The sequence below is a fragment of the Aestuariivita sp. genome (assembly GCF_021404545.1).
In the GTDB taxonomy this organism is placed as follows: domain Bacteria; phylum Pseudomonadota; class Alphaproteobacteria; order Rhodobacterales; family Rhodobacteraceae; genus Aestuariivita.
In genome coordinates, this window is record NZ_JAAWWD010000002.1 from 66,147 (window position 1) to 89,200 (window position 23,054).

At 61.4% G+C, this 23,054-nt stretch carries 20 protein-coding genes, 3 pseudogenes and 1 riboswitch; of the genes and pseudogenes, 7 read left to right on the plus strand and 16 right to left on the minus strand.

All coding sequences use genetic code 11. From position 1 onward, the window contains the following. Positions 1-138: 138 nt before the first annotated feature. Genes HEP69_RS01515 through mdoH form a run of 4 tightly spaced genes read left to right on the plus strand, consistent with a single transcriptional unit; the run spans position 139 to position 6,119 of the window. Positions 139-1,509 carry a tetratricopeptide repeat protein gene (locus HEP69_RS01515; protein WP_290556750.1) on the plus strand — a complete coding sequence of 457 codons (1,371 nt, stop codon included), beginning with the start codon at positions 139-141 and terminating at the stop codon, positions 1,507-1,509. Positions 1,510-1,567: 58 nt separating this feature from the next. Beyond that, positions 1,568-2,770 carry an OpgC domain-containing protein gene (locus tag HEP69_RS01520; protein WP_290556914.1) on the plus strand — a complete coding sequence of 401 codons (1,203 nt, stop codon included), beginning with the start codon at positions 1,568-1,570 and terminating at the stop codon, positions 2,768-2,770. After that, positions 2,767-4,272, plus strand: a complete 1,506-nt coding sequence (locus tag HEP69_RS01525; protein WP_290556751.1) for a glucan biosynthesis protein G — start codon at positions 2,767-2,769, stop codon at positions 4,270-4,272. Before HEP69_RS01520 ends, HEP69_RS01525 begins: the two co-directional genes overlap by 4 nt. Further along, positions 4,260-6,119 carry a glucans biosynthesis glucosyltransferase MdoH gene (gene mdoH / locus HEP69_RS01530; protein ID WP_290556752.1) on the plus strand — a complete coding sequence of 620 codons (1,860 nt, stop codon included), beginning with the start codon at positions 4,260-4,262 and terminating at the stop codon, positions 6,117-6,119. The genes HEP69_RS01525 and mdoH overlap by 13 nt, the downstream gene beginning before the upstream one ends. Here mdoH and HEP69_RS01535 read toward each other — a convergent pair whose 3' ends face one another. The 4 genes and pseudogenes from HEP69_RS01535 to HEP69_RS01550 all read right to left on the minus strand — a co-directional run bounded on the left by HEP69_RS01535 (position 6,120) and on the right by HEP69_RS01550 (position 9,449). Beyond that, a complete protein-coding gene (locus HEP69_RS01535) occupies positions 6,120-6,941 on the minus strand; it encodes a PHB depolymerase family esterase (RefSeq protein ID WP_290556753.1) in 822 nt (273 codons plus the stop codon). Further along, on the minus strand, positions 6,938-7,399 hold the full coding sequence (locus HEP69_RS01540; protein WP_290556754.1) for a rhodanese-like domain-containing protein: 462 nt from the start codon (positions 7,397-7,399) through the stop codon (positions 6,938-6,940). Before HEP69_RS01540 ends, HEP69_RS01535 begins: the two co-directional genes overlap by 4 nt. Positions 7,400-7,869: 470 nt before the next feature. Further along, positions 7,870-8,109 (minus strand): annotated as a pseudogene (locus HEP69_RS01545) (integrase); the annotation flags it as partial. Between the two features lie 125 nt (positions 8,110-8,234). Then, positions 8,235-9,449 carry an MFS transporter gene (locus tag HEP69_RS01550; RefSeq protein WP_366111290.1) on the minus strand — a complete coding sequence of 405 codons (1,215 nt, stop codon included), beginning with the start codon at positions 9,447-9,449 and terminating at the stop codon, positions 8,235-8,237. Between the two features lie 4 nt (positions 9,450-9,453). Continuing rightward, positions 9,454-9,536, minus strand: a riboswitch (ZMP/ZTP riboswitch). Positions 9,537-9,560: 24 nt separating this feature from the next. On the opposite strand from HEP69_RS01550, the gene HEP69_RS01555 reads away from it, so the two are divergent. Beyond that, on the plus strand, positions 9,561-9,860 hold the full coding sequence (locus tag HEP69_RS01555) for a hypothetical protein (RefSeq protein WP_290556755.1): 300 nt from the start codon (positions 9,561-9,563) through the stop codon (positions 9,858-9,860). A 109-nt stretch (positions 9,861-9,969) separates the two neighbouring features. Here HEP69_RS01555 and HEP69_RS01560 read toward each other — a convergent pair. The 7 genes and pseudogenes from HEP69_RS01560 to HEP69_RS01590 all read right to left on the minus strand — a co-directional run bounded on the left by HEP69_RS01560 (position 9,970) and on the right by HEP69_RS01590 (position 16,460). Then, positions 9,970-11,169: pseudogene (locus tag HEP69_RS01560) on the minus strand (IS91 family transposase). 12 nt (positions 11,170-11,181) lie between these two features. Beyond that, on the minus strand, positions 11,182-12,069 hold the full coding sequence (locus HEP69_RS01565) for a site-specific integrase (RefSeq protein ID WP_290556756.1): 888 nt from the start codon (positions 12,067-12,069) through the stop codon (positions 11,182-11,184). A 71-nt stretch (positions 12,070-12,140) separates the two neighbouring features. After that, entirely contained in the window at positions 12,141-12,269 is a 129-nt protein-coding gene (locus tag HEP69_RS01570) for a hypothetical protein (protein ID WP_290556757.1), read from the minus strand. Between the two features lie 559 nt (positions 12,270-12,828). Then, positions 12,829-13,746: pseudogene (locus HEP69_RS01575) on the minus strand (ISNCY family transposase); the annotation flags it as partial. Between the two features lie 178 nt (positions 13,747-13,924). Beyond that, a complete protein-coding gene (locus HEP69_RS01580) occupies positions 13,925-14,698 on the minus strand; it encodes a 5-oxoprolinase subunit PxpA (RefSeq protein WP_290556758.1) in 774 nt (257 codons plus the stop codon). Then, on the minus strand, positions 14,695-15,720 hold the full coding sequence (locus tag HEP69_RS01585; RefSeq protein WP_290556759.1) for a biotin-dependent carboxyltransferase family protein: 1,026 nt from the start codon (positions 15,718-15,720) through the stop codon (positions 14,695-14,697). The genes HEP69_RS01580 and HEP69_RS01585 overlap by 4 nt, the downstream gene beginning before the upstream one ends. Next, positions 15,717-16,460 (minus strand): allophanate hydrolase subunit 1, encoded by a 744-nt coding sequence (locus tag HEP69_RS01590; protein ID WP_290556760.1) that lies wholly within the window; start codon positions 16,458-16,460, stop codon positions 15,717-15,719. The genes HEP69_RS01585 and HEP69_RS01590 overlap by 4 nt, the downstream gene beginning before the upstream one ends. Before the next feature lie 470 nt (positions 16,461-16,930). Between HEP69_RS01590 and aroQ the strand changes: the two genes are divergently transcribed. Beyond that, positions 16,931-17,380, plus strand: coding sequence for a type II 3-dehydroquinate dehydratase (gene aroQ / locus HEP69_RS01595; RefSeq protein WP_290556761.1), 450 nt, complete (start codon positions 16,931-16,933; stop codon positions 17,378-17,380). After that, positions 17,377-18,132, plus strand: a complete 756-nt coding sequence (locus HEP69_RS01600; protein ID WP_290556762.1) for a LuxR family transcriptional regulator — start codon at positions 17,377-17,379, stop codon at positions 18,130-18,132. Before aroQ ends, HEP69_RS01600 begins: the two co-directional genes overlap by 4 nt. 363 nt (positions 18,133-18,495) lie before the next feature. On the opposite strand, the gene HEP69_RS01605 is transcribed toward HEP69_RS01600, so the two are convergent. The 5 genes from HEP69_RS01605 to HEP69_RS01625 form a co-directional block, all read right to left on the minus strand. Then, positions 18,496-18,831: a multidrug efflux SMR transporter gene (locus HEP69_RS01605; protein WP_290556763.1), complete on the minus strand. Its 336-nt coding sequence runs from the start codon at positions 18,829-18,831 to the stop codon at positions 18,496-18,498. 521 nt (positions 18,832-19,352) lie between these two features. After that, a complete protein-coding gene (gene tsf, locus HEP69_RS01610) occupies positions 19,353-20,228 on the minus strand; it encodes a translation elongation factor Ts (protein WP_290556764.1) in 876 nt (291 codons plus the stop codon). Positions 20,229-20,312: 84 nt separating this feature from the next. After that, positions 20,313-21,113 carry a 30S ribosomal protein S2 gene (rpsB, locus tag HEP69_RS01615; RefSeq protein WP_290556765.1) on the minus strand — a complete coding sequence of 267 codons (801 nt, stop codon included), beginning with the start codon at positions 21,111-21,113 and terminating at the stop codon, positions 20,313-20,315. A gap of 195 nt (positions 21,114-21,308) precedes the next feature. After that, entirely contained in the window at positions 21,309-22,184 is an 876-nt protein-coding gene (locus HEP69_RS01620) for a lysophospholipid acyltransferase family protein (RefSeq protein WP_290556766.1), read from the minus strand. Further along, the gene (locus tag HEP69_RS01625; RefSeq protein ID WP_290556767.1) at positions 22,181-22,942 is read right to left on the minus strand and encodes a GNAT family N-acyltransferase; all 762 of its coding nucleotides are present in this window, start codon (positions 22,940-22,942) and stop codon (positions 22,181-22,183) included. The genes HEP69_RS01620 and HEP69_RS01625 overlap by 4 nt, the downstream gene beginning before the upstream one ends. Positions 22,943-23,054 lie beyond the last annotated feature (112 nt).

The window sequence follows — 23,054 nt, forward strand, 5'->3', positions numbered from 1 at the left end:
CTCACGAAATGGTGCCGTCTGCTCACACGTGATGTCACTTAGCCGTGACAGCGGCGCGCGGGACGTTCGCGCCGCGCCGCGAGGTTGCTATCGATACCCCATGGACAATCCGTCCTTGTTCAGAATCGGAGTGCATTCATGGGTCACGATTGCTTTGGCCAGCCCACGAGCCTGGAAACCGACATTGCCTGTCGGGCCTGGGATCAGACCCAGCTTGCGTTTCTGGCCCACGGGGCAGAGACCCCCATCCATCTGGGCAAGGTGTTGCAGGCCGAGCCACAGTTTGCCCTGGGCCATGCGGTCAAGGGTCTGTTCTATCTGCTGCTGGGACGGCGGGAGCTTTACCCAACCGCGACCCAGGCGCTGTCGGCAGCCAAGGCAGCGGCACGAAAGGGTCAGATCAGCGCGCGTGAACGTGGCTTTGTCGACGCGCTGGAGGCCTATCTCCACGGCAAACCCTCCCAATCCGTGCGCCATCTGGAAGGTGTGCTGCGCGCCCATCCCGACGATCCGCTGGCCATGAAGCTCAGCCACGCGATCCGCTTTGTTCTGGGCGATGGCGCGGGCATGCGCCGATCTGTCGAGCGGGTGCTGCCGTCCTATGCGCCGGATCACAAGGCGCGCGGCTACCTTCTGGGCTGTCATTCCTTTGCGCTGGAAGAGACCGGCGATTACGCCAAGGCCGAGATCGCCGGGCGTCAGGCCTTGTGGATGGCGCCGGATGACGCCTGGGGGCTGCATGCGGTGGCCCATGTCTATGATATGACCGGCGATGCCGCGGGCGGGATCGACTGGCTTACCGGGCGCGAGGCCGCCTGGTCCCATTGCAACAACTTCCGGTATCACGTGTGGTGGCACAAAGCGCTGATGCATCTCGATCTGGGTCAGATCGACACGGTGTTTGATCTCTACGATGCACAGATCCGGGCCGATCAGACCGACGATTACCGCGATATCTCGAACGCGACGTCGCTGCTGTCGCGGCTGGAACTGAACGGTGTCGATGTCGGCGACCGATGGGAGGAACTGGCGGATATCAGCGCCAAAAGGACTGAGGATGGCTGTCTGATCTTTGCCGATTTGCACTATCTTCTGGCGCTGATCGGCGGCGAACGGGATGAGGCGATTGCCCGCATGATGGCCCGGATGCAGGCCGACGCTTCGGGGATGCAAGACGACCTGACGCAGCGCATCGCGGATCCCGGTATCGCGGCGTCTCAGGGGCTGCATGCCTTTGGCGAAGGCGATTACGCAGGCGCGTTCCGACATCTTTGCGACGCGCGCCCGACGATGCGGCGGGCCGGCGGCAGCCATGCGCAACGCGACGTCTTTGAACGGCTCACCATCGACGCGGGCCTGCGCGCGGGCCGGATCGACGCCGCCGAACGCATCCTGGAAGATCGCAAGGCGCTGCGTGACGGTCATGAGGATGGCTATACTGCCGCCCGGCGCGAGTTGATCGCCGCGGCACGCGGAGCGGCCAGCAGTCAGCAGATTCCGGCGCAATGAGCCCGCTTGGGTCTTTGAAGAAACGGCAGTAGACACCATGGCGACCACCACACCCTCAATGGATTTCGCCCGACCCATGCAGGCCACAGCCACCCCAGCCGCGACAACACGGGATCCACGCCTCGATTTCTTTCGCGGGATCGCGATGTATATCATTCTCGTGGCCCACATCCCGGGCAACATGTGGACGGGATGGATCCCCGCACGGTTCGGCTTTTCGGACGCCACAGAGATCTTTGTCTTTTGCTCGGGCATGGCCTCGGCCATCGCCTTTGGCGGCTCATTCGCGCGGCGCGGCTGGTGGATCGGATCGGCGCGCGTGGTGTTCCGCGTCTGGCAGGTCTATTGGGCGCATATTGCGCTGTTTTTCTTTATCGCGATGTATCTGGCCGCGCTCGACGTCTATGGCGATTTCGAAAAGACCTATATCAACACCCTGAATTTAGGCCATTTTTTCAAGGATCCGGCAACCAATATCGTCGGTCTTTTTACACTCACCTATGTGCCGAACTATTTTGACATCCTGCCGATGTATCTGGTGATCCTGGCAATGATGCCGGTGGTGATGGCCCTGGCAGGCGTCAATCTGTGGCTGACCGGTGGGGCCTCGGTCGCGCTGTGGGCGGTGGCCAATCTGGGCCTGCTGCCGCTCCCGGCCGAGCCATGGTCGGAGCGGGAGTGGTTCTTTAACCCCTTTGGCTGGCAGCTTTTGTTCTTTACAGGATTTGCCTTCATGCGCGGCTGGTTGCCTGCACCCCCCGTGTCGCGGGCGCTGATCTGGATCGCACTGGCCTTTGTCGTGCTGTCGGCCCCGTTTGGATCATGGAAGGTGTTCTTGTGGCTCAACGCCGCCTGGCCCGAGCTGGGCGCGCTGATCCGCCCGGTCTGGAGCGTCTCGGGTGAGCTGCGCGACAAGACCGAATTCGGGATCTTGCGCTATCTGCATTTTCTGTCGCTGGCCTATCTCGCCTGGGTCGCGGTGGGCGCCGGAGGCGTGCGGCTGATTGCGACCGGCACCGGGCTGGCCTCCGATCTTTGGCGACTGGCACTGCGGGTGATCACCAAGGTGGGACAGCAATCGCTTGCGGTGTTCGTGTTCTCCATGGCGCTGGCCAGGCTGATCGGCTTTGCCTTCGATCAGTTCGGGCGCGATGTCGTGACGGTCAGCCTGGGCAATCTGATCGGGTTTGCGATCATCACGCTGGTGGCCTATGCCGCGGGCTGGTTCAAGTCCGCGCCCTGGCGGAGAGCACCGGCATGATCTCGCGCCGCGCGTTTCTGGCCGGCTTGGGTGTGCTGCCGATACCCCTCGCGCTTGCGGGCGCCAGCGTGGCGGACACGCCCTTCAGCCACGACACCGTCATTGAGCGGGCCCGGGCGCTGGCTCAGGGCAGCTACACACCCCGCGCCACGGTGCCCGAGGATTGGATCAACCTGACCTATGACCAGTATCGCAAGATCTGGTTTCGCAATGCAGACGCGCTTTGGTCGGGGACCGACCGGCCTTACAACGTCGATTTCTTTCATCCCGGCCTCTATTTCCCGCGGCCGGTCGAGGTGAATACGGTCACCGATGGGATGGCAGAGGTTTTTCCGTTTGATTACAGCCTCTTTGACACAACAGATAAAGTGCCCCCGCTGACCGTTGATGACAGCCTTGGCTATTCCGGTCTGCGCCTGCGGACCCAGATGGGCCAACCCGGCATCAAGGAGGAATTCGCGGTCTTTCAGGGTGCAAGTTACTTCCGCGCGATCGGGGCCGGCCAGATCTATGGCCTGTCCGCACGGGGTCTGGCGCTGAAGACAGCAGAGCCCTCGGGTGAGGAGTTTCCCGATTTCGTCGCCTTCTGGCTGGAGGCGCCCGCGCCTGAGCAGCGCCATTTCGTGCTTCATGCGCTGCTCGACAGTCCCAGCGTCACTGGCGCCTACCGGTTCACGATCACGCCTGGGGCGGACTGTGTGATGGACGTAGAGGCAACGCTCTTTGCGCGGGAAGATCTGACACATGTGGGCCTTGCTCCGCTGACCTCCATGTTCAAGTTCGATGAGACCAACCGCCAGCGGTTCAATGATTTCCGTCCCGCGGTGCATGACACGGACGGGCTGATGATCCTGAATGGTGCGGGAGAGGTTCTGTGGCGGCCGCTGGCCAATCCCAGACATCTGCAAATCTCAGGCTTTGTGGATCAGTCCCCGCGCGGCTTCGGCCTGATGCAGCGGGCGCGCAGGCAATCGCATTTCGCCGATCTCGAAGCGCTCTATCATCGTCGTCCGGGCCTTTGGGTGGAGCCCAAGGGCGATTGGGGCAGGGGGTCTGTCACCCTGGTCGAGATTCCGACCGACAAGGAGATCTACGACAATATCGTGGCCTATTGGCGCCCGGCCGAACCGGTTCCGGCGGGCGATGCGATGCGTCTGGCCTATCGGCTGACCTGGGGCGCCGAGGCGCCGGTTGAGACCGGGCTGCCACGTGTCATCAATACGCGGATGGGCAATGACGCATTCAACCCAGGGATCATTGCCGCGATTGACTTCGAAGCGCATCCGCTGTTTGACGAGGGCCCCGAAGGGCTGAGCCTGCATATCCAATCGGCGCAGGCCGACACCACCCCGGGTATCTTGCAACGCAACCCCGAGACAGGCGGCCTGCGTCTGAGCTTTCGGTTCGATCCGGGCGACGCGTCGGTGGTGGAGCTGCGCGCACAGCTGCGCAAGACCGGCGCTATGGCGTCGGAAGTCTGGCTCTACCGATGGACCGCATGACCTTCATGCCGCCCCGGGCGCCGCTGGAAATGCCGGTGCAGGATCTGGGCCGCGCCCATAAGGACGCGGCGGCTCCGGGGACGGCAGGGACCGACACCGCTTTGCTGTGGCGGATCGCGGCATTCGGACCGGCGGTCCTGACCACCGGGGTGCTGATCCGGGTGATGTGGGGCTGGTTCGACAGGGATGGATTCAGCGCCTTGGAAGCAACGCTGATCACATTGATATCGTTTAACTTCTTCTGGATCAGCCTGACGCTCTTTACGGTTTTGGGTGGCATGTTTGCATTGGCCCGCACAGCCCGGCCCACCCGGGTTGCACGACCCGACCCCTTGAGGGTCGCCCTGCTGGTGCCCGTCCATAACGAGCTGCCCTGGTATGTTCTGGGCAATGCCTGCGCGATGCTTGAGGAGCTGCGCGATCAGGGCGGGGTGCATGACTATGACCTCTTTATCCTGTCCGATACCACCGACGACGCGGTCGCCAAGGACGAGGAACGCGCCGTTCTGGCGTTGCGCGCAAGCCTGTCTCCGGGGCTCACGCTCTATTATCGGCGCCGCGCCGAGAATACCGAGCGCAAGGTTGGCAATATCGCCGATTGGCTGCGCAATTGGGGGGCCGACTATCCCGCGATGCTGGTTCTGGACGCAGACAGCCTGATGACCGGCAAGGCGATCGCGCGCCTGGCCGATGCGCTGGCGCGCGATCCCTCTGCCGGGCTGATCCAGAGCTATCCGCACTTGATCGGCGCGCAGTCGGTCTTTGCCCGCGCGCAGCAGTTCGCCAACGGTGTCTACGGCATGGCCTTGGCCGAAGGGCTGGCGCGCTGGTCAGGGCAGGAAGGCAATTACTGGGGCCACAACGCGATCCTGCGCACCCGCGCCTTTGCCGCCTGCGCGGGGCTGCCGCACTTGCGCCATTGGTCGGGCCGCGAGAGCCTGATCATGAGCCATGACTTTGTCGAGGCGTCGCTCTTGCGCCGGGCGGGCTGGGGCGTGCGTTTCCTGCCGCGCATTCGGGGCAGCTATGAAGAGACGCCCACCACCCTGACAGATCACATCAAACGGGATCGCCGATGGTGTCACGGCAATCTGCAACATCTGGGGCTTTTGCGGTCCAAGGGTCTGCACGCGATGAGCCGCTTTCATCTGTTCCACGGCGCGATGGGCTATCTGCTGTCGCCGCTCTGGTTTGTGCTCTTGGTGATCTGGGCGCTGATCGGGAATGGAGAACAGGGCAGTGTGCTGACCTATTTCTCGCCCGAGAACCCGCTGATGCCGACCTGGCCGGACATGACCGAAGGGCGGCATTTGCTGGTGCTGTTGGTGATGTATGCGATGCTGCTGGCACCTAAGGTGCTGGGCGTTCTGGCCCTGCCGCTGACCGGCACGCGGTATCGCGACCTGGGCGGGGTGGGGCGCGTGGCCCTCTCAGCGGTGATCGAGATCGTGCTATCCGTCCTTTATGCCCCGATCCTGATGGTACAACAGATGATCGCGGTCTTTCGCAGCCTGGCGGGCCTGCAAAGCGGCTGGGCCCCGCAGGCGCGCGCGGGTGGACGATACCCTTTGCGTGCACTTGTTCTGGCCCATGCGCTGGAGACCGTGGCGGGCGTGTTGCTGGTGGCGGGGATCGCGGGAGGTCTGGTCACGCCTTGGCTGATGCCCATCGCGATCAGCCTGGCTTTGGCGGTTCCGCTCTCGGCACTCAGCGGCTATCGCTTCAAAGGCAGGCAGCTTGGCACCGCGGCGACCTGTGCCGAACCGCAGATCATCCATGCAGCCCGGCATTACCGCGCCCAGCTTCGCGATCACCTGGACGGGTCGGCGCAGGCCCCCGCGGAATAGTCAGGGCAACTGCGCCTCGAACCAGTCCAGAACCATGTCCACCCAGCCGGATGGAAGCGTATGCCCGCCGGGGTGCAGCGCCAGTTCCAGCGCGCTGCCATCGGCACAATCGGTCCAGGCCCTGCGCCAGAAAATACCTGTTTCGTCAAAGGCATCCGGGGCCATGTTCGGGCAATCATTGGCGCGCCGCCAGATCTCAAGACTGGCAAAGACATCCCCTTGCAGCCATGCGCCACCGCGCAGCGGGCGCCCTTCCAGCGGCACTGTTCGGTCGCGCCAGCCATGGGTTTGGAACAGCTTGACCGGACCCCGGCAAGACGCGGGATGGGGCTGCCAAAACGCCCCGGCCAGCGGCGCGTAGGCGGCAAAGCTTTCGGGCGCTTCGCAAGCCAGATAGCTGACCATGAAAGCGCCTGCCGAAAACCCCGTCAGCAGAACCCGGCTGTCGCTCAGACCGTGGGCTTGCGCGGCATCCCAAACCACCCGGCGCAGAAACGCGGCCTCGTCGCGACCCTCCCAGTCCGGCAGGAAGGTCCACACCCCGCCAGACGCACCGGCCCGGCGCGGCAGAGCCGAGGGGGCCAGCACCGCATAGCCGCGTGCCACAAACCGCTGGACCAGGGCGGTGTTGCCGATCACCGCGGCACCGCTGCTGCCTGCGCCGTGTAAGAAGACGACCACAGGCGCGGCCTGCGGCGCGTCGGGCAGGGCAAGGTGATAGGCACCATCGGCAACCTGACACGGCGCAGGATCCTCGGCACAGCCCGCGATTGCCGACGGGGCGAGCATCGTCAACGCCAGCGCCGTCGCAACCACCTTCATGGGGCGGCCAAGACAGGCAGGCCCTTGGCCAGCCATCCCGGTCCCGCGCCCGATCCCTGCATCCCTTCCGGCACGTCGATGGTATTGGTAAAGCCTGCCTGTGCCAGCCGGTTGGTCAGCCGCGCCGAGCGTACGCCGCGCGCGCAGATCAACGCCACCGCCCGCGTCGGATCGCCCGCTGCGATGCGATCCAGCGCCGCGATGAAGTCCGGGCGGCGCATATCAAGGGGCAGGGCGCCCACCCCAATACCGGTGCGCGCCCATTCATCGGGCCTGCGAATGTCGATAAGAAGGATTCTGCCTTCCAGGGCCGCGCGATGCGCCTCCTGCACGCTCAGCACCGGTGTCCCGTTGGCGGGCTGAGGATGGGTGTAAACCCAGGCGCCGTAGGTCGACCCCACCACCAGCGCGCCGATGCAGAACAGCAGACCGCGCCGCGTGGGACTGAAATCTGTCATGGGAAATGGATCCGTCACTCTGTGCGCAGCCTACACGCACGGCGCGCGAAAACCAGTAAACTCCCGGTGATCCTTGCCCGGCACACACGGCGCATGGCCGTCGATATGGCGCCGCCGATACAGCTCCGGCAACCATCCAGAGATGTCACGGGTTCTGCAAAGCAGGCATGTCGCCCAGAGCGCTGACGGCAGCAAAGCCTGACAGGGTGGAGACCTCACATATCCCAACCCTGGCTGGCTTTGCAGGGAAGAAACCGCGGGGTCTGGGTACCTTCTATGGGTAAAGAGCGGGGTTGGCGGTGTCTTTGATCGTCACGGACCCGCCAGTTCGGGGGTTTAAGTCGGCGGTCTCCAAGTTTTGCCGGAGGATTTGATCAGGATTTACTGAGGATAGATGGCCTTTTGCACCGTTTTTGCGGCGTATCGGGGCGCTGCGGACAAGATGGCTTGGCCGGTGTTGCCGAAGCAACCGGTCCGGGTGCCGCCAGAACCGCCGCAATCTCCTCGATGCTCAGCACAATCGGCAGCTTGCGCGGCTCGGTGCGGAACTGCATGTACTTCTTCATGTCCTCTCGATCACACGGTATGCCGAAGAAGAACCGCAGCGCCGTGATCCGGGCATTTTAGACCGACGGCGTGACCTCGGTGTCGGTTATGTGAAGCTGATAGGCGCGCAACTCATCCGGTGTCGCTGTATCCGGCGCGCGCCCGTCGCAACGCAAAATGCGCCGTGTACGTGATAGGGGCCTTACGTCAGCCACACGCGCCATTGCCGCGAGAGCGGCTTCGTCCTCGAGCGCAGTTTGCAGATTGCTGCGGCAAGCGCGCATGTCGGCTATCGGGGAGTCCGATCTTCCGCGGCGTTTCGGCTTAACAGAGCGATGCCAACTACGGCGAGTATTCCCAAGATCGCAACAATGGTGGAGGCATGGCGCAAACTGGTAACGTCCGAAAGCAAGCCATAGATGATCGTGCCAAGCGCCGTTGACCCCAGGCCCATCATGATCCACAGGCCCATGACCCGACCGTGGAAACCGTCCGGGATCGACAGCTGTATTTTCGATTGAGTTGCGACACCAACAATGGATGCCGAGCAGCCCAGCATTGCCGCACACGCTAAACCCACCGACCAATTCTGCGTTCGCGACATGGCCCAGAGAGCCGCAAAACCGGCAATCGCGAGACATATTTCGATGTCTTTTGGAAGGTTCTTGCGAAGCGCCAAGATTGCGGCGGCACAGACCGCACCCAGCCCCGCCGCCGAGAGCAAAAGCCCGGCCCCGTCTGCACCGCGATCAAAGGCAGTCGCCGCAAAAAGTGGGAACAGGTCTACTGCTGCGCGCCCTCCCGACCCAAAAACGCCTGTCAGAAGAAACGCCGCTTGGACTTCCCGGCTTTCTCGAATGACGGACCAGCCATCTTGCAGTTGAGAAAGGAAACCACCGCTTGATTGCACATGGCTCGTCACTTCCTTTCTCAGTGACCAAACGACCAAAGCAAGCACCAGGTTTCCGATTGCGCCGACGAAGATAACCATAGGGACACCGGTCGATGCTATGAGGAACCCTGCCAACGCCGGGCCAATCATTCGGGTCAGATTGAAGACCATGGAGTCAAGGGAAATGGCTCGTGACATCAATGATTTGGGAACGAGTGCCGGAACCAACGCCATACGCAACGGTTGATGCGCCGAGACCGTGATGCCGATCAGGCATTCAAAGGTGATGAGCATGGCGATGCTCGCCATATCGGCTGCTGCGATTAAGAAAAGTATTGTTGTCAAGCTCGCCAAGATGAGCTGCACTTTGATCATTGCGCTGGCGATTGGCACTCTGTCGGCCATCGCTCCGAAGAGCGGCCCTGCGACGATGGTCGGAACAAGCTGTGCAGCGACGACAATGCTTGTCCACAAACTCGACTCTGAAATCTCCCAAGCGAGCCAAATTACGCCAACACGCTGCATCCAAATGCAGGTCAAAGCCACGCTGTTTCCAGCACAGTAACGCAAGTAGGATGAGAAACCGTTTCGGTCCATGTAGGCACTCCACATAACAGGTGAATGCCCAGGCGAACGGCTATTTTGACCTACGCTTCCCGATGGTGACCCATCTATATCTCGCCAGTCACATAGATGGCCCCGGATATCAGGGCGTCACTCGTGATGCAACGTGCGTTAGACGGCGATTCTCAAAAGCAGACTTTGGATGAGGAGCAACGAATGGACGTCCGTCCTGAAGGTTTTTCGATGCGGGCCGGGGTGCACCATTTCCTTCTCGCGGGGCGTGCGGCCCGCGTTGACAAACCTCGGAAGGAGGAAGCCGCGGGGGGTCTGGGATCGAGCTATGGGGAAAGAGCACCGACGGGTGAGGCTGACGTTTGCACGGGCGCGCGGTTGACTGTGTTGGATGCCTTTGATGCATTTGCTTTCGGCAACCCTGGTCGTAAGTATTTCACCGGTTGAGGACGCATGATGCGTTTTATGCCGTCATTTCGAATGATGGTCGCAAGCGGTTTCGACCGATCATCCAAGGATAGCCGGCTGTTGTCGCGTTGGTTGAACAGGTCTGGTGTCATGCGGCCTGCTCCTTGGGTGGCGCGCGCGACATTGGTCTTTGGCCGCGCCGGAAGATCTCGATGATGCGCATGTCGCCACCACAGCATGGGCAAGGTTCGCGCAAAGTGAGAGGGGTAGTCTCGGGTTCTAGCTCTGGTTCAGTGGTTTGTTCGGCGCGTTGAACACCGAGCAATGCTCGGATCGTTCTGATGTTGGTTTTGCGTGCTGAGCTGGCCAACAGGCCGTAGTGGCGGATGCGATGGAACCCATCGGGAAGAACGTGGATCAGGAAGCGGCGGATGAACTCGAGCGTTGCCAAACGCATGACCTTTTGGCGATCACCGCGCTTGATCCTGTAATCCTTCCAGCGGAACGCGACGGTGTCGGCATCGGCGCTGACGAGGCGATGGTTTGAGATCGCGACCCGGTGGGTGTATCGGCTCAGATATGCCAGCACCGCCTCGGACCCTCCAAAGGGCGGTTTGGCATAGACCACTCAGTCGGATTTACGGAACGGGGCGAGCCATTGCGCGAACGTGTCCGCCTGTGCCAGGCTATTGAGGTCGCCGAAGAAGGTGAGCTGACCTGCGCGGTGCAGATCCATGAGCCCTTCCAGGAACAGGCGGCGGAACAGCCGCGCCAATATCCGCACATGCAGAAAGAACCCCGGTCTGCAGGCGACCCACCTCGTGCCGTCGTGTGACAGGCCGCCACCGGGGACAATCATGTGGATGTGGGGATGGTGTGTCAGCGCCGATCCCCAGGTGTGCAGGACACTGGTCATGCCGACCTTTGCTCCGAGGCGTTTGGGGTCAGCCGCGATGGTCATCACGGTTTGCGCAGATGCGCGGAACAGCAGACCGTAGACCGCCTTCTGGTTCCAATAGGCGATACGGGTGATCTCGGCAGGCAAAGTGAAGACAACGTGGAAGTACTCGACCGGCAGCAAATCCTCTGCGCGCGCCTCCATCCAGTCGCGAGCGGCAGGTCCCTGGCATTTGGGACAGTGCCGGTTCTTGCAGCTGTTGTACGCAATGTGGTGATGGTCGCATTTGGTGCAAGCGGCCACGTGGCCGCCGAGCGCCTCGGTTCGGCAAGCCTCTATCGCCGACATTACCTTCAGTTGACCGAGACTGACATGACCCGCATTGGCCCGCCGATATTTGGGTCCATACTTCCGAAAGATGTCAGCAATCTCCAGCCGGGGGCGCGGCAACTGCCTGAGCCGCTACTCCAGTCCCCGCCTGACGGTGTGGTCCTGCAGCTTCTCCAACATCTCGTACGGGCTGACAGTGCCGCGGATGGTCTTGGTCGCGACATGCGTGTAGCGCGCTGTCGTGCTGAGCTTGGAATGTCCCAAGAGCACCTGGATCACCCGCACGTCCGTTCCAGCCTCGAGCAGATGCGTGGCAAAGCTGTGGCGCAAGGTGTGCAGCGTGGCGGGTTTGTTGATCCCAGCCATGTGCTTGGCCGAGGTGAACGCGCGGTTCAACTGGCGCGGTGAAAGCGCCATGATCTTTGGCTTGCCCGGAAACAGCCAGCCCTCGGGCCGCGCTTCCCGCCAATAATCACGGAGCAGATCGAGCAGGGCGGGTGACAACATTGCCTTGCGGTCCTTGTCATTCTTGCCTTCATCCACATGGATCAGCATCCGGTCGCTGTCGATATCCGACACCTTGAGATTGCAGACTTCAGATGCGCGCAGCCCGGCACCATAGCTGATCCCCAAGGCCGCACGATACTTCAGCCCCGGTCCGGGAACTGCCGCCAGCAGATCGCCAACCTCTTCGACGCTCAAAACAACGGGCAGCTTCTTCGCCTTGCGCCGGAACTGCATGTAACGCTTCATCTCTTCGCGCCCGCAGGTCATCCCGAAGAAGAACCGCAGCGACACGATCCTCGCGTTAAATACACCGGTCGAGACGCCGCTATCTGTCATGTGAAGCTGGTACGCGCGCAGCTCATCCGGTGTCGCTGTATCGGGTGAGCGCCCGATGAACTCGGCAAAGTACCTGACCGCCCTGATATGGCCTTGCTGGGTCTTCGGGGACATTCCACGGATGCGCATGTCTTCGATCATCCGCTCGCGCAGCGGTGTGGTCTTCTCCTCCTTCATGGGATCCTCCTGTCATCAGATTGAGAAACCTCAATCGTCAGACAGGTCAGCCAGATCACAAAACGGCTGGATCAGCGCTCAACACTGGCCACACGCACCATTGCCGCGAAAGCGGCTTCGTCCTTCCAAGGTTTGTGGGAGATCGGCCGACGGGCGGGCTGGGGCAGGGGCTCCATCACATCCAGCTTTGTATCGGCCATGTCCGTTCCCCTTGCTTTTCAGCAAAACAGGGAAGTCGCAACCCAGTTTAGAATGTGCCCGGCTACACCCCTGTTGCAACCAAGTAGAAATGTCACCGGGTTTGCAAAGCAGAAGTGTCACCATAGAACGCGACGGGATCAATGCCTGGCAGGGTGGAGGCCTCAAATATCGCAGCCCTGGCTGGCTTTGCGCATGATGGTTGAACGATCTGCTGACGTTTGGATGATCTTCAAAACGAAAAGGCCGATGGCAACGGCTACGCCGACACCGAGGCGAATACCCAAACCGGCAAATTATTCGAACTTCTCGGGTTGTTTTTTGGCTGCCCATGAAAGCCCGATTGCAACTCCAAGACCCCCTGCAATTGGGGTCAATATCAGGTCAATGAATGCTGCGGTCGTCATATGATCAACCTAACATTCACATGACCGGAATACTAGCTTTGCATGCTGGCTAGATATTTGGTTCCGCTTTCGTCCCGGCTGCACGCTCAGCCCGCCTGCGCTCGCAATACGCTTCCATCTTTGACGGTCGCCCCGGCGGGCGGCGTCCGGTCTTTTTGTAACCGTTCTTGGCGCTGACAGGTTTGACCTTTGGCTTGGCAAACTTGGCGTTGTAGCGGTTCACGAAACCCTCAAGGAACGCGTTTCCGTCTTCCATATTTGAGATGCCTGCGATGCGCAGTTCTTTGACCAGCCGATCTTGCAAAGTGTGGTTTGCCCGTTCGACGCGGCCTTTGGCTTGGGAAGAATTGGCGCAGATGATCTCAATGTTCAGCTCCGCCAGGGCACGCCCGAATTGCGTCATGTCCGTCATATGTTCATTGGGTTTTGGAAAGCGAAAGACGGTATGCTTGTCACTGTAAAACGCAACAGGGCGACCATGTTTGAGCAGATAGCTTTCCAGGGCCTCGAAATAGCTGAACGTGCTTTCCGTCTTTACGAACCGCAGTTCCATCAGCGTGCTGGTCGCGTCATCGATGAAGACGAGCAGGGTGCAGGGATCGCCCCGATCTTCGAACCATCTGTGATCAGAGCCGTCGATCTGGATCAGTTCGCCAAAACACTCCCGACGCAAGCGTGGTTGGTGGAATGTGCGGCGTTGTTTGCGTGACAGCCAAATCCCATCTTCTTGCATCCATTTGCGGATCGTCTCGCGCGATACTTTGAACCCGTGATGTTCGGCCAGCATCTCAGCCGCCAAGGTCGGACCGAAATCCGCGTAGCTTTCCCTGATCACCGACATAGCATAATCGAGTTTGGCATGATGAATGCGATTGTTCGGAGGCTTGCCGCGCGCCTTGTGTCTGATCGCCGACGCGCCGTCCTGGCGGTACCGCTTCAAAAGCCGAAAGATTTGCCGTCGTGTTAGGTCCAACATGTGCGCCGCGTTGTCGACGCTCAGCCGCCCATCATCGACCTGCGCCAAAACCTCCACACGGTTAAACTCGCGCTCGCTCATAGCCACCCATCCCATGTCCGCTCACCTCATTGATTTTGAGGGCAGAGTGACATTCCTGAATTGCTCATGGGTGACAATTTAGCTTTGCGGTTACAAACCCAAAAATCGCATAATCAACATTATGTTAAATTTATGCGATGTGGATTTCGATAGTCCACTCGGTGATTAAGGGGTTCGCAGTCACATCCGCCGTTCAGCCACGACGATCCCCAAACACCTTGAGGCCTACGCCTGCGGCTTCGAGCTCTGATCGAACGGATCTGGCGATGCCCAGCGCGGTTGGCGTGTCTCCGTGCAGACAAATCGTGTCGATGTTTGCATCTATGCGCGTCCCGCTCTCGGCAATGATCGCTCCGGCCTTGACCATCTCGACAACCCGGCGGCTCGCTTGGGTCGGATCATGGATCACCGCACCGGGCTTGGCGCGATCCACAAGCGTCGCGTCGTCATTATATGCACGGTCGGCGAAAATCTCGCCGGCCCATGCGCAGCCCAGTTCGCGCACCGCACGTTCCTGGGCCGTGCCCGCCAACACCATGATGATGGCCTCAGGCGCAACCGACATCGCCGCGTCGTAACAAACGCGCGCCATATGCTGGTCTTCGGAGGCCATATTGCTCATCGCGCCGTGCAGCTTGATATGGCGCACCTGAGCGCCCAGGCTGCGTGCCATGCCCAGCGATGCACCGACCTGATACCGCACCAGATTGGCCAGCGTCGCGTCGGGCAGCGTGATCCGGCGCCGACCAAAGCCTTGCAGATCCTGAAAGCCCGGATGCGCGCCGATACCCACGCCCTTGTCCCGCGCCAGTGTCATGGTCGTGGCCATCACATCCGGATCACCGGCATGAAAACCGCATGCGATATTGGCCGAGGTGATCACGTCCAGAATCGCCGCATCCTGACCCATCACCCAGGGACCAAAGCTTTCGCCCATATCGGCATTGAGATCGACAGTCAGGCTCATCGGTTTTCCTCCTCTGGTGCGACACCTGAAGTTGCGCCGCTAATCAATTGAAATTCTGCAAGGTTCTGGAGATCCGCAGGCTCTCGCAAGAGCGGCTTGACGCGACCGGGCGCCCGCCGGAGATCGGTCTGATCGCGCCTGTGGATGTCAACCGCCTCCTCAAGGCTCACGAAACGGAACCGGATCTTGGCGCCAACCGGGGCCTGGGCCGCCCTGGCAAGATCGGGCGGGATAACGGTCGCAATTCGCGGATAGCCGCCGGTTGTCTGACTCTCGGCGATCAGGACAAACGGCGTGCCATCACCGGTGACCTGAATATCACCCGGCACGATGATTTCCGACAGGACCTGCAAGCCGCCGGGGATGTGGAAGCCCTGCCCCGGCATGGCCATCTTAACGCCCATGCGATTGGCGCGCGGGTCCCGGGTAAATTCAGTGTTTTCAAAGCGTTCAAGCGTCTCGCGCGGGAACGTGTCCGTTTGAAGACTGGCGGTGACGCGCAGTTCGCCACCGGCAAAGCGCGGGGCGACGTCCAGGGTCATGCCAACTGCATCCCCCGGATCGATCCCAACCGGAAGAACCGTGCCCGCCACGATCGCTTGACCCAGGCCCGCCGTAAGATGCGTCGATCTGGCGCCCAGAACAAGGGGGCTTGCCACCCCACCACCGAGATGGAGATAGCCATAGCTTCCGGCGGTCACGGCGCCCAGGCTCAGACGGGCGTGCGCCGACAACAGGTGCGAGGCATTCCAACGCACGCTCCGGCCATCAATCTGGGCCACCATAGGGGCGCCTGTGAGGGCAATCCGCATGTCCTGTGTGGGTTCAAAGACGCCGCCAAACCCTGCCAGTTCCAAGGCGGCGTAGTCCGGCGGCTGCCCCAACAGAGCAGCCCCCTCATAAAGCGCCTGCCGGTCGGCCGCACCGCCGCGTGACAGGCCAAGGGCCAGGGTTCCCGACCGACCCAGATCCTGGACCGTGACACCGGGTCCGGCGCTGTGACAGATCAAGGCGCGGGTCATGCCAAACACTCCTGAGTGATCCCGCCATTGGAGGTACCTGTCAAAATAACGTCGTATTCTTCACGGGTTATGGCATGGAATTGAACTTCGTCACCGGGGCGCAGCAAGAAGGGTGTGTCGCTCTGAGGCCGGAACAGACGGCAGGCGGTTTGACCGATATGACGCCAGCCGGTCGGGGCGGTGACGGAGAAAAGCACCAACTGCCGAATTGCGACAACCAGCGCGCCTTCGGTCACGCGCGGGGTCAAGTCCTGCTGACGCGGGATATTCCAGGCGTCGGGCAGCGTACCAAGATACGGCTGTCCAGGCGCAAATCCAATGGTCTGGACCCGCACCCTGTTCGCGGTGATAGAGGCGATGGCCTCTGTCTCGCTCAGCCCGGCTGCTTGCGCGGCCTCTGACAGTTGCGGCGCAAGATCGGTGCCAAACACCGTCGGGATATGGAAAAGGCGCCGCCCCCGGGGCAAATCGGCCGCATACCAGTTCATGGCGCCCAAAAGCCGATGGAGACGCTCTCTGAGCGTGTCGTGGCGCAGAATGAGGGGATCGAAGCGCACGAATGTCGAGGCGAGCGAGGTGGCCGTTTCCTCGACCCCATCCCAGGCCTCGCGATCCACCGCCGCGCGAAAGGCCAGAGCCGCGCGATTGGCCTCTTCACGCAATGTGTCGCCAAAGCTGACGAGCATCCCGTCTATGCCAACGGTGCGAATGCGGGGCCAGGAAGGATCGGATGCGGTCATGGGGCGGGTCTGTCGGGCCATGGAGTGAGGTCAGGGGGAGTTTGACAGCAGCCAGAGACCACACGCAAGGGGCAGTTGAGCTTTTGTGGGCCGATGCCTGGCAGTCGCGGTCCGACCCAGAACTGTGCCACGTCGTAACCGCGGATCTTCCCTTCATGACATTCTAGTTATCAAGCAGATAGTGGCCATATCTCATGTAGATCGAGAGGGCGGCCTTGCGCGCGGCACGCTTAAGAAAAGGGGTCCTATCTGCGTGATCGCCCGACTGGCCTTGTCGACGAAACTCACAGGCCCAAGACGATACCGCGGCGCCGGTGTGGGCGGGTCCTTGCCAATGTAAATCCTCCGTCCCGGGGTTCATGGAAATGACACAATCCATCGGTGAATGGGCCGCAACGCCAGGTCGGCTCTCTGGACAGCGCGGGCCATGCCAGTCTAACACAGTGGGATAACAAAACATTGGCAACGCAATGACGTCGGTTCTGCTCTTGAACGGTCCCAATCTCAACCTCCTTGGCACACGCCAGCCGGAGGTCTATGGCACGACCACCCTGCCCCAGATCGAGGCCATGTGCGAGGCGCATGCAACCCCCTGGGGATGGCGGCTGGCGTCGCTGCAATCCAATCACGAAGGGGTGCTGATCGACGCGCTGCACGATGCGCAGGGTGTTCACGATGGGATCATCCTGAATGCGGGCGGATATACGCACACGTCGATTGCCCTGATGGACGCGATCAGTTCGGTCGGGCTACCAGTGGTCGAAGTGCACCTCAGCGATATCCACGCGCGCGAACCCTTTCGTCAGATCTCCTATATTTCAAGGGTGGCGATCGCGCAGATCTGCGGACAGGGTCCCCAGGGCTATCTTCAGGCGCTTGACACATTGAGAGTACATTTTAAGGCGGAACACCCATCATGACATTGCGGCCATATCTGCATTTCGTATCCAACGCCAAGTCGCTCGAAGAGCTTTGGACCGCGCATACCGAAAAGATGGCGGAATACGGATTTGACCGCCTGCTTTACGGGTTCACCCGCTATCGCACCGATACCTCGCTGGGTGACCCGGAAGACTTCACGATCCTGACCAATCACGATCCCGAATACACCCGGGTGTTTTTGGGAGAAGGCCTCTATTTCCACGCCCCTATGACCCGCTGGGCACTCGATAATGAGGGGGCGGGCAGTTGGCGGCTGGTCGGCGATATGTTCGATTTGCACAACCTCACACCGATTGAACAAAAGGTCGTCTCGTTCAATCTGCGCATGAAGGTCACGGCCGGGTACACGGTGAGCTTCAAATCCGTGTCCATCCGCTCGAAAGGCGCGATTGCACTGACCGCCCGCGCGGGCATGAGCCAGGACGAGGTCGATGCGATCTGGGCAGAGCATGGCCGGGACATCCATTTGATGAACAACGTGGCGCATCTCAAGATCCTGACCCTGCCCTATACCGGGCCGAACCGCGCGTTAACACGGCGCCAGCGCGAGGCGCTGGAATGGGTGGGCGACGGCAAGACCACGCAGGACATTGCGCTCTTGATGGGGCTAACCGCGGCGACCGTGGAAAAACACCTCCGTCTGGCACGCGAAGCCCTGTCGGTCGAGACGACGGCCCAAGCTGTCCTTAAGGCCGCGATGCAGAACCAGATGTTTGTTCTGGAAACCTGAGCGGTCCGGCAACACCTTGTTCTGGAAGAGGAATACCGCCCTATCACCGGGCGTGTCCCAAGGTAAGGAATACATGACTATCGGACGGGCCGCGAAAAACGCATCCTGATCCTGTTCCGTGAGTGGAGGCTTTAGCCAAAGGAACATGCAAGCTGGACCCTTGTGATTTCAGGGCTCTCCGGTTTGTCCGGTTCTACCGGAACCCGGCCTGGCCGTATATTGATCTGCGGCCAGGTCGGACCTTGACAGGCCTAACCATCCCCATTGCAAGGGCCGTCGAAAAGAGGGGTCGCGCGCAAGCGCGGCCCCGCCACCACTTGCGATGGCAGAGCCAGGGCTCTCCTGCTCCCGGGTGTTGCACCGTCAATGCACCGAGAAGTCGGACAGCACATTTATGATACCCATTCCGGCAATGATCAGCGCCAGACCGATCACCGCAGCCAGATCCAGCCGCTGCCCGAAAACGACAACGCCCACCAGCGCCACGGCGACAATACCAAGCCCGGAAGCCAGTGCGTAGGTAATCCCCAGCGGCATGTATTTGAGCGTGAGCGTGAGGAAATAGAACGACCCTCCCATTCCGAGGATCACCAAAAGCGAGGGCCAGAATTTTGTGAATTGCGCGCTGGCGTTCAGCGCGGAATACCCGATTGTTTCGGCTATGACAGAGGCGGTCAGATAGATGTAATGCGTCGGCAAGGCGTTTTCCTTTTCTGGGGTGATCCGACCTTGGGCTAATTCGCAAATGGCGTTCGCGAAACAGCATTGGCACCAACGACATACAGAAAGTCGCGAACAGCACCGTCTCGAGGGTCACGCTGTCCGGGGCAGGCCCGTTTCCGAAGCGCGGGGTGTTTGGACCAGGGCGTGCCCGCGTCTCGGGGATGGCAGGTTCGTTCCGGAGATATGACAGGCTGCGCTGTGGAAACCGGTTCGCATCCTGACGTGTCATGGCAATGACAGCCCCTTGCGGATAGGCTCTTGTCCGACGTCACGGGATGGCAGGACGACGGAAATCGGCCATGTCGGGGCCCTGAACGTCGGCATGGGCGCCCAAGGGCTGCAGCGTCCCGGTATCTGCCTGGCGTGCCTTGCGTCATCAGCCCCCGCACCGACAGGACCGCGCCCGCGACAACCTGACCGTCGTCATGCGGCTGGCCCTGAAACGAAAAAGGCGCGCCACCCAGGCGCGCCTTTTCCATGTAATGATGTCGGCGGGATCAGCCTTGCGCAGCTTTTGCCACCTCTGCCGCGAAGTCTTCTTTTTCGACGACGATCCCCTCGCCCACTTCCAGGCGCAGAAATCCTGTGATGGTGGCGCCGGCCTCGGCGGCGGCGGCGCCAACGGTCAGATCCGGGTTAACGACGAATTGCTGGTTCAGCAGCGTGGATTCGCCCACGAATTTCTTCATCCGGCCCACGATCATCTTTTCGATGACCTGTTCGGGCTTGCCGCTTTCGCGGGCAATATCCATCTGAACCTGCTTTTCCTTCTCGACAACAGCCGGGTCCAGATCATCTTCGGACAGCGCAGCTGGGTTCACAGCCGCGATATGCATCGCAACCTGCTTGCCGAACGCCTCGTCGCCGCCATCCATGGCCACCAGAACGCCAATCTTGCCCATTCCGGCGGTTGCCGCGTTGTGGATATAGGAGATGACCTGGGTGCCCGAGATCGATGCCATGCGGCGCACGGACATGTTCTCGCCAATGGTGGCAATCTTGTCGGTCAGCGTGTCGGCGACAGTCTTGCCGCCCATATCGGCGGATTTGAGCGCCTCGATATCGTCCACACCCAGAGCGGCCTGTGCGATGCCTGCGACCATCTCCTGGAACTCGGCGTTCTTGCCAACGAAATCGGTTTCGGAGTTAACCTCGACCGCGACACCCTTGGCGCCGTCCACGACGACGGCCACCAGGCCTTCGGCTGCGGTCCGGCCCGATTTCTTGGCCGCCTTGGCCAGACCCTTGGTGCGCAGCCAGTCAACGGCGGCGTCCATGTCGCCATCGGTTTCGGTCAGCGCCTTTTTGGCGTCCATCATGCCCGCGCCCGTGCTGTCGCGCAGTTCTTTTACCTGTGCAGCTGTGATTGCCATCTGTTGGCTCTCCTCAAATCAAATAGCGGATTGGGACAGGCTTGCTTAGCCTGCCCCCGATGTCAGTTTGGTGACAGGTACGCCTCAGCTTGCCGCGGGCGCATCCTCGGCCGGAGCTTCGGCTGCCGCCTCGACAGCGACGACCTCTTCAACGGGCGCCTCTTCCATGGCGCCCAGATCGACACCGGCGGCACCCAGCTGCGCGCTCATCCCGTCAAGCGCCGCACGCGACGCCAGATCGCAGTAAAGCGAGATCGCGCGGGCCGCGTCGTCATTGCCCGGAATGATATAGTCGATGCCATCGGGCGAGCAGTTGGTATCCACCACCGCAACAACCGGAATACCCAGCTTGTTGGCCTCCGCGATGGCCAGCGCCTCTTTCTTGACGTCAATGACGAACAGAAGGTCCGGCACACCGCCCATTTCGCGGATCCCGCCAAGGCTCGCCTGCAGTTTGCCCTGGTCGCGTTCCATGCCCAAACGCTCTTTCTTGGTCAGGCCCTCGGCACCGTCGACCATCGCCTCGTCGATCTGCTTGAGGCGCGAGATCGAGTTCGACACGGTCTGCCAGTTGGTCAGCGTGCCGCCCAGCCAGCGGTGGTTCATGTAATATTGTGCGCATTTCTCGGCCGCCTCGGCGATCGGCTGCGCGGCCTGACGCTTGGTGCCCACGAACAGAACCCGGCCGTTCTTGGCCACGGTTTCACGGATCACGTTGAGAGCGGCGTCCAGCATAGGAACGGTCTGTGTCAGGTCGAGGATATGGATGCCATTGCGCGCGCCATAGATGAACTCGCCCATGCGGGGGTTCCAACGCTGTGTCTGGTGGCCAAAATGTACGCCAGCTTCCAAAAGCTGACGCATGGTGAACTCAGGAAGAGCCATGCGGTTTTACCTTTCCGGTTTCATGCCTTGGCGGGGGTCTTGAGACGGGATGTCTCCAACCGGCGGACCTTTTGGGGATGTCTCCCCCAATCGGCCCAACCCCGCCTGCGGGATTTAGTGGCGCGCGTATATGCGAGGTTTGCAGGCGGCGCAAGCCCTTTGCGGGTCACATATGTCCGGCATCCCGCAAGCCTGTCAGTCTGTGCCGCCGGGTCGGGCTTCTGTCTGCCCAACGGTGCGCCCCGAAGGCAAGGCCTCCGCATGCCCTTTGCGGATGACTGTCTCGACATGTGCAGCCAGCGCTTTGCGGCTGGTGAAATCGGCCACCCGGACAGGCTGATGATAGATCAGCTCGACCGCGCCCTGACGACGGGCGGCCAGCGTCTTGAGCAAATGCGGGCCAAACTCCATGTCGCCCCACCAGCCATAAAAGCGGTCCGGCTGCCCGACCGGTGCGCGGTAAACCACCGTGACCGGTTGGATGTGCATGTCATCGCGCAAGGCCTCGGAATAAAAGGCCGCAAACAGCGTGGTCTTGAACGGCAAAACCCGCAGACCGTCGGTTGACGTGCCTTCGGGAAAAAACAGCAGCTTGTGCCCGGCCATCAGGCGGGCCTCGAACAGAGCGGTCTGCTCACGCGCCTGTTTGGGGTCGCGGTCGATAAAGACAGTGCCCGTGGCCCGTGCCAGCCAACCGATCCCCGGCCATCCCGCGACTTCGGATTTTGACACGAAATAGATCCGCTTGCGCGCGTTCAGCGCAAAAATGTCGAGCCAGGAGCTGTGATTTGCCACCACCGCTCCGCGCGCGCGCATCAGAGCGCCCTTGGTCGAGAACCCCAGTCCCAGAACGCGGAACGCGGTGCGGCATACGCTCTGCGTGATAAAGGGTGTGACAGGACGGTCAAGCCCGCAGAACGGACGCTCGATCAGCCGCACCAAGAGAAGGATCACAAGACCGCCGAACACCAGAACGCCCAGGACCCCGCCGCGCAGGATCACCAGACCCCATCCCAAGGGTCCGATATGCACCGGATCGGGCGCGTCGTCGCTGTCCCAGGTTTGGCTCACGCGGCACGGCCTGTATAACGCTTGCGCTGTCGCTCGTTCATCCGCGCGGTATCAAGGATCAGGCTGACATCGGTGGTGTTGAAGGCATGATCGACAAAGGCGCCCTCCCCCACAAATCCGCCCAGCCGCAGATAGGCCTTGATCAGGCTGGGCACCTGCACCATTGCCCGCCGGCGGTCGATCTGATCGATGGGGAGCCGGTCCATCGGCTGAAAATGTGCAGATTGGGCGCGCAGACGCAGATCGGGCGGCGCCAGATACTGATGGTGCAAGAGCGATAGCGGCTGCGCAAGCGCCTCAGGGTCGGTCCCGTGGAAACTCGCAACCCCAAAGAGAACCTCGATCCTGTGCGCCTGCACATACTCGGCAAGCCCGGTCCACAGATGATGCATGGCAAGGCCACCGCGATAGTCGGGGTGCAGGCAGGATCGGCCAAGTTCCAGCAGGCGGCGACCGCTGCGCCGCAAGGGGGTCAGGTCGTACTCATCTTCGGAATAGAACTGGCCGGCCGCACGTGCCTGGCTGTCGCGCAACAGCCGGTAAACGCCCACGACCTGCCCGTTTGCCGTATCGCTCACGATCATGTGATCAAAGAACGGGTCGAACCGATCCCGCTCTAGCCCGGCATCGTGATCCACCAGCGGACCACCGCCCCCAAGTTCGCGCACGAACACATCGTATCGGAGGGCCTGCGCCGCGCGCAGCTCGGCCTCGGTCTCGGCAATCTTGACGGAAAAGGGAGGGCCAGGATCGGTCATGGACAGTGGTCGGGCTCGCATCGGTCAGGGCCCGCGTTTGGCGGGAGAGTGCACGGGAGATAGCGCAATCGGCCCTGGGAGGGCAACCGGTGTGGCCTTGGTTTGCGCTTGA

Bases quoted from the DNA above. Each gene is read 5' to 3' on its own strand.
- HEP69_RS01515 (WP_290556750.1), top strand. From the start codon at position 139: ATGGGTCACGATTGCTTTGGCCAGCCCACGAGCCTGGAAACCGACATT.
- HEP69_RS01520 (WP_290556914.1), top strand. From the start codon at position 1,568: ATGGATTTCGCCCGACCCATGCAGGCCACAGCCACCCCAGCCGCGACA.
- HEP69_RS01525 (WP_290556751.1), top strand. From the start codon at position 2,767: ATGATCTCGCGCCGCGCGTTTCTGGCCGGCTTGGGTGTGCTGCCGATA.
- mdoH (WP_290556752.1), top strand. From the start codon at position 4,260: ATGGACCGCATGACCTTCATGCCGCCCCGGGCGCCGCTGGAAATGCCG.
- HEP69_RS01535 (WP_290556753.1), bottom strand. From the start codon at position 6,941: ATGAAGGTGGTTGCGACGGCGCTGGCGTTGACGATGCTCGCCCCGTCG.
- HEP69_RS01540 (WP_290556754.1), bottom strand. From the start codon at position 7,399: ATGACAGATTTCAGTCCCACGCGGCGCGGTCTGCTGTTCTGCATCGGC.
- HEP69_RS01550 (WP_366111290.1), bottom strand. From the start codon at position 9,449: ATGTGGAGTGCCTACATGGACCGAAACGGTTTCTCATCCTACTTGCGT.
- HEP69_RS01555 (WP_290556755.1), top strand. From the start codon at position 9,561: ATGCAACGTGCGTTAGACGGCGATTCTCAAAAGCAGACTTTGGATGAG.
- HEP69_RS01565 (WP_290556756.1), bottom strand. From the start codon at position 12,069: ATGAAGGAGGAGAAGACCACACCGCTGCGCGAGCGGATGATCGAAGAC.
- HEP69_RS01570 (WP_290556757.1), bottom strand. From the start codon at position 12,269: ATGGCCGATACAAAGCTGGATGTGATGGAGCCCCTGCCCCAGCCCGCC.
- HEP69_RS01580 (WP_290556758.1), bottom strand. From the start codon at position 14,698: ATGAGCCTGACTGTCGATCTCAATGCCGATATGGGCGAAAGCTTTGGT.
- HEP69_RS01585 (WP_290556759.1), bottom strand. From the start codon at position 15,720: ATGACCCGCGCCTTGATCTGTCACAGCGCCGGACCCGGTGTCACGGTC.
- HEP69_RS01590 (WP_290556760.1), bottom strand. From the start codon at position 16,460: ATGACCGCATCCGATCCTTCCTGGCCCCGCATTCGCACCGTTGGCATA.
- aroQ (WP_290556761.1), top strand. From the start codon at position 16,931: ATGACGTCGGTTCTGCTCTTGAACGGTCCCAATCTCAACCTCCTTGGC.
- HEP69_RS01600 (WP_290556762.1), top strand. From the start codon at position 17,377: ATGACATTGCGGCCATATCTGCATTTCGTATCCAACGCCAAGTCGCTC.
- tsf (WP_290556764.1), bottom strand. From the start codon at position 20,228: ATGGCAATCACAGCTGCACAGGTAAAAGAACTGCGCGACAGCACGGGC.
- rpsB (WP_290556765.1), bottom strand. From the start codon at position 21,113: ATGGCTCTTCCTGAGTTCACCATGCGTCAGCTTTTGGAAGCTGGCGTA.
- HEP69_RS01625 (WP_290556767.1), bottom strand. From the start codon at position 22,942: ATGACCGATCCTGGCCCTCCCTTTTCCGTCAAGATTGCCGAGACCGAG.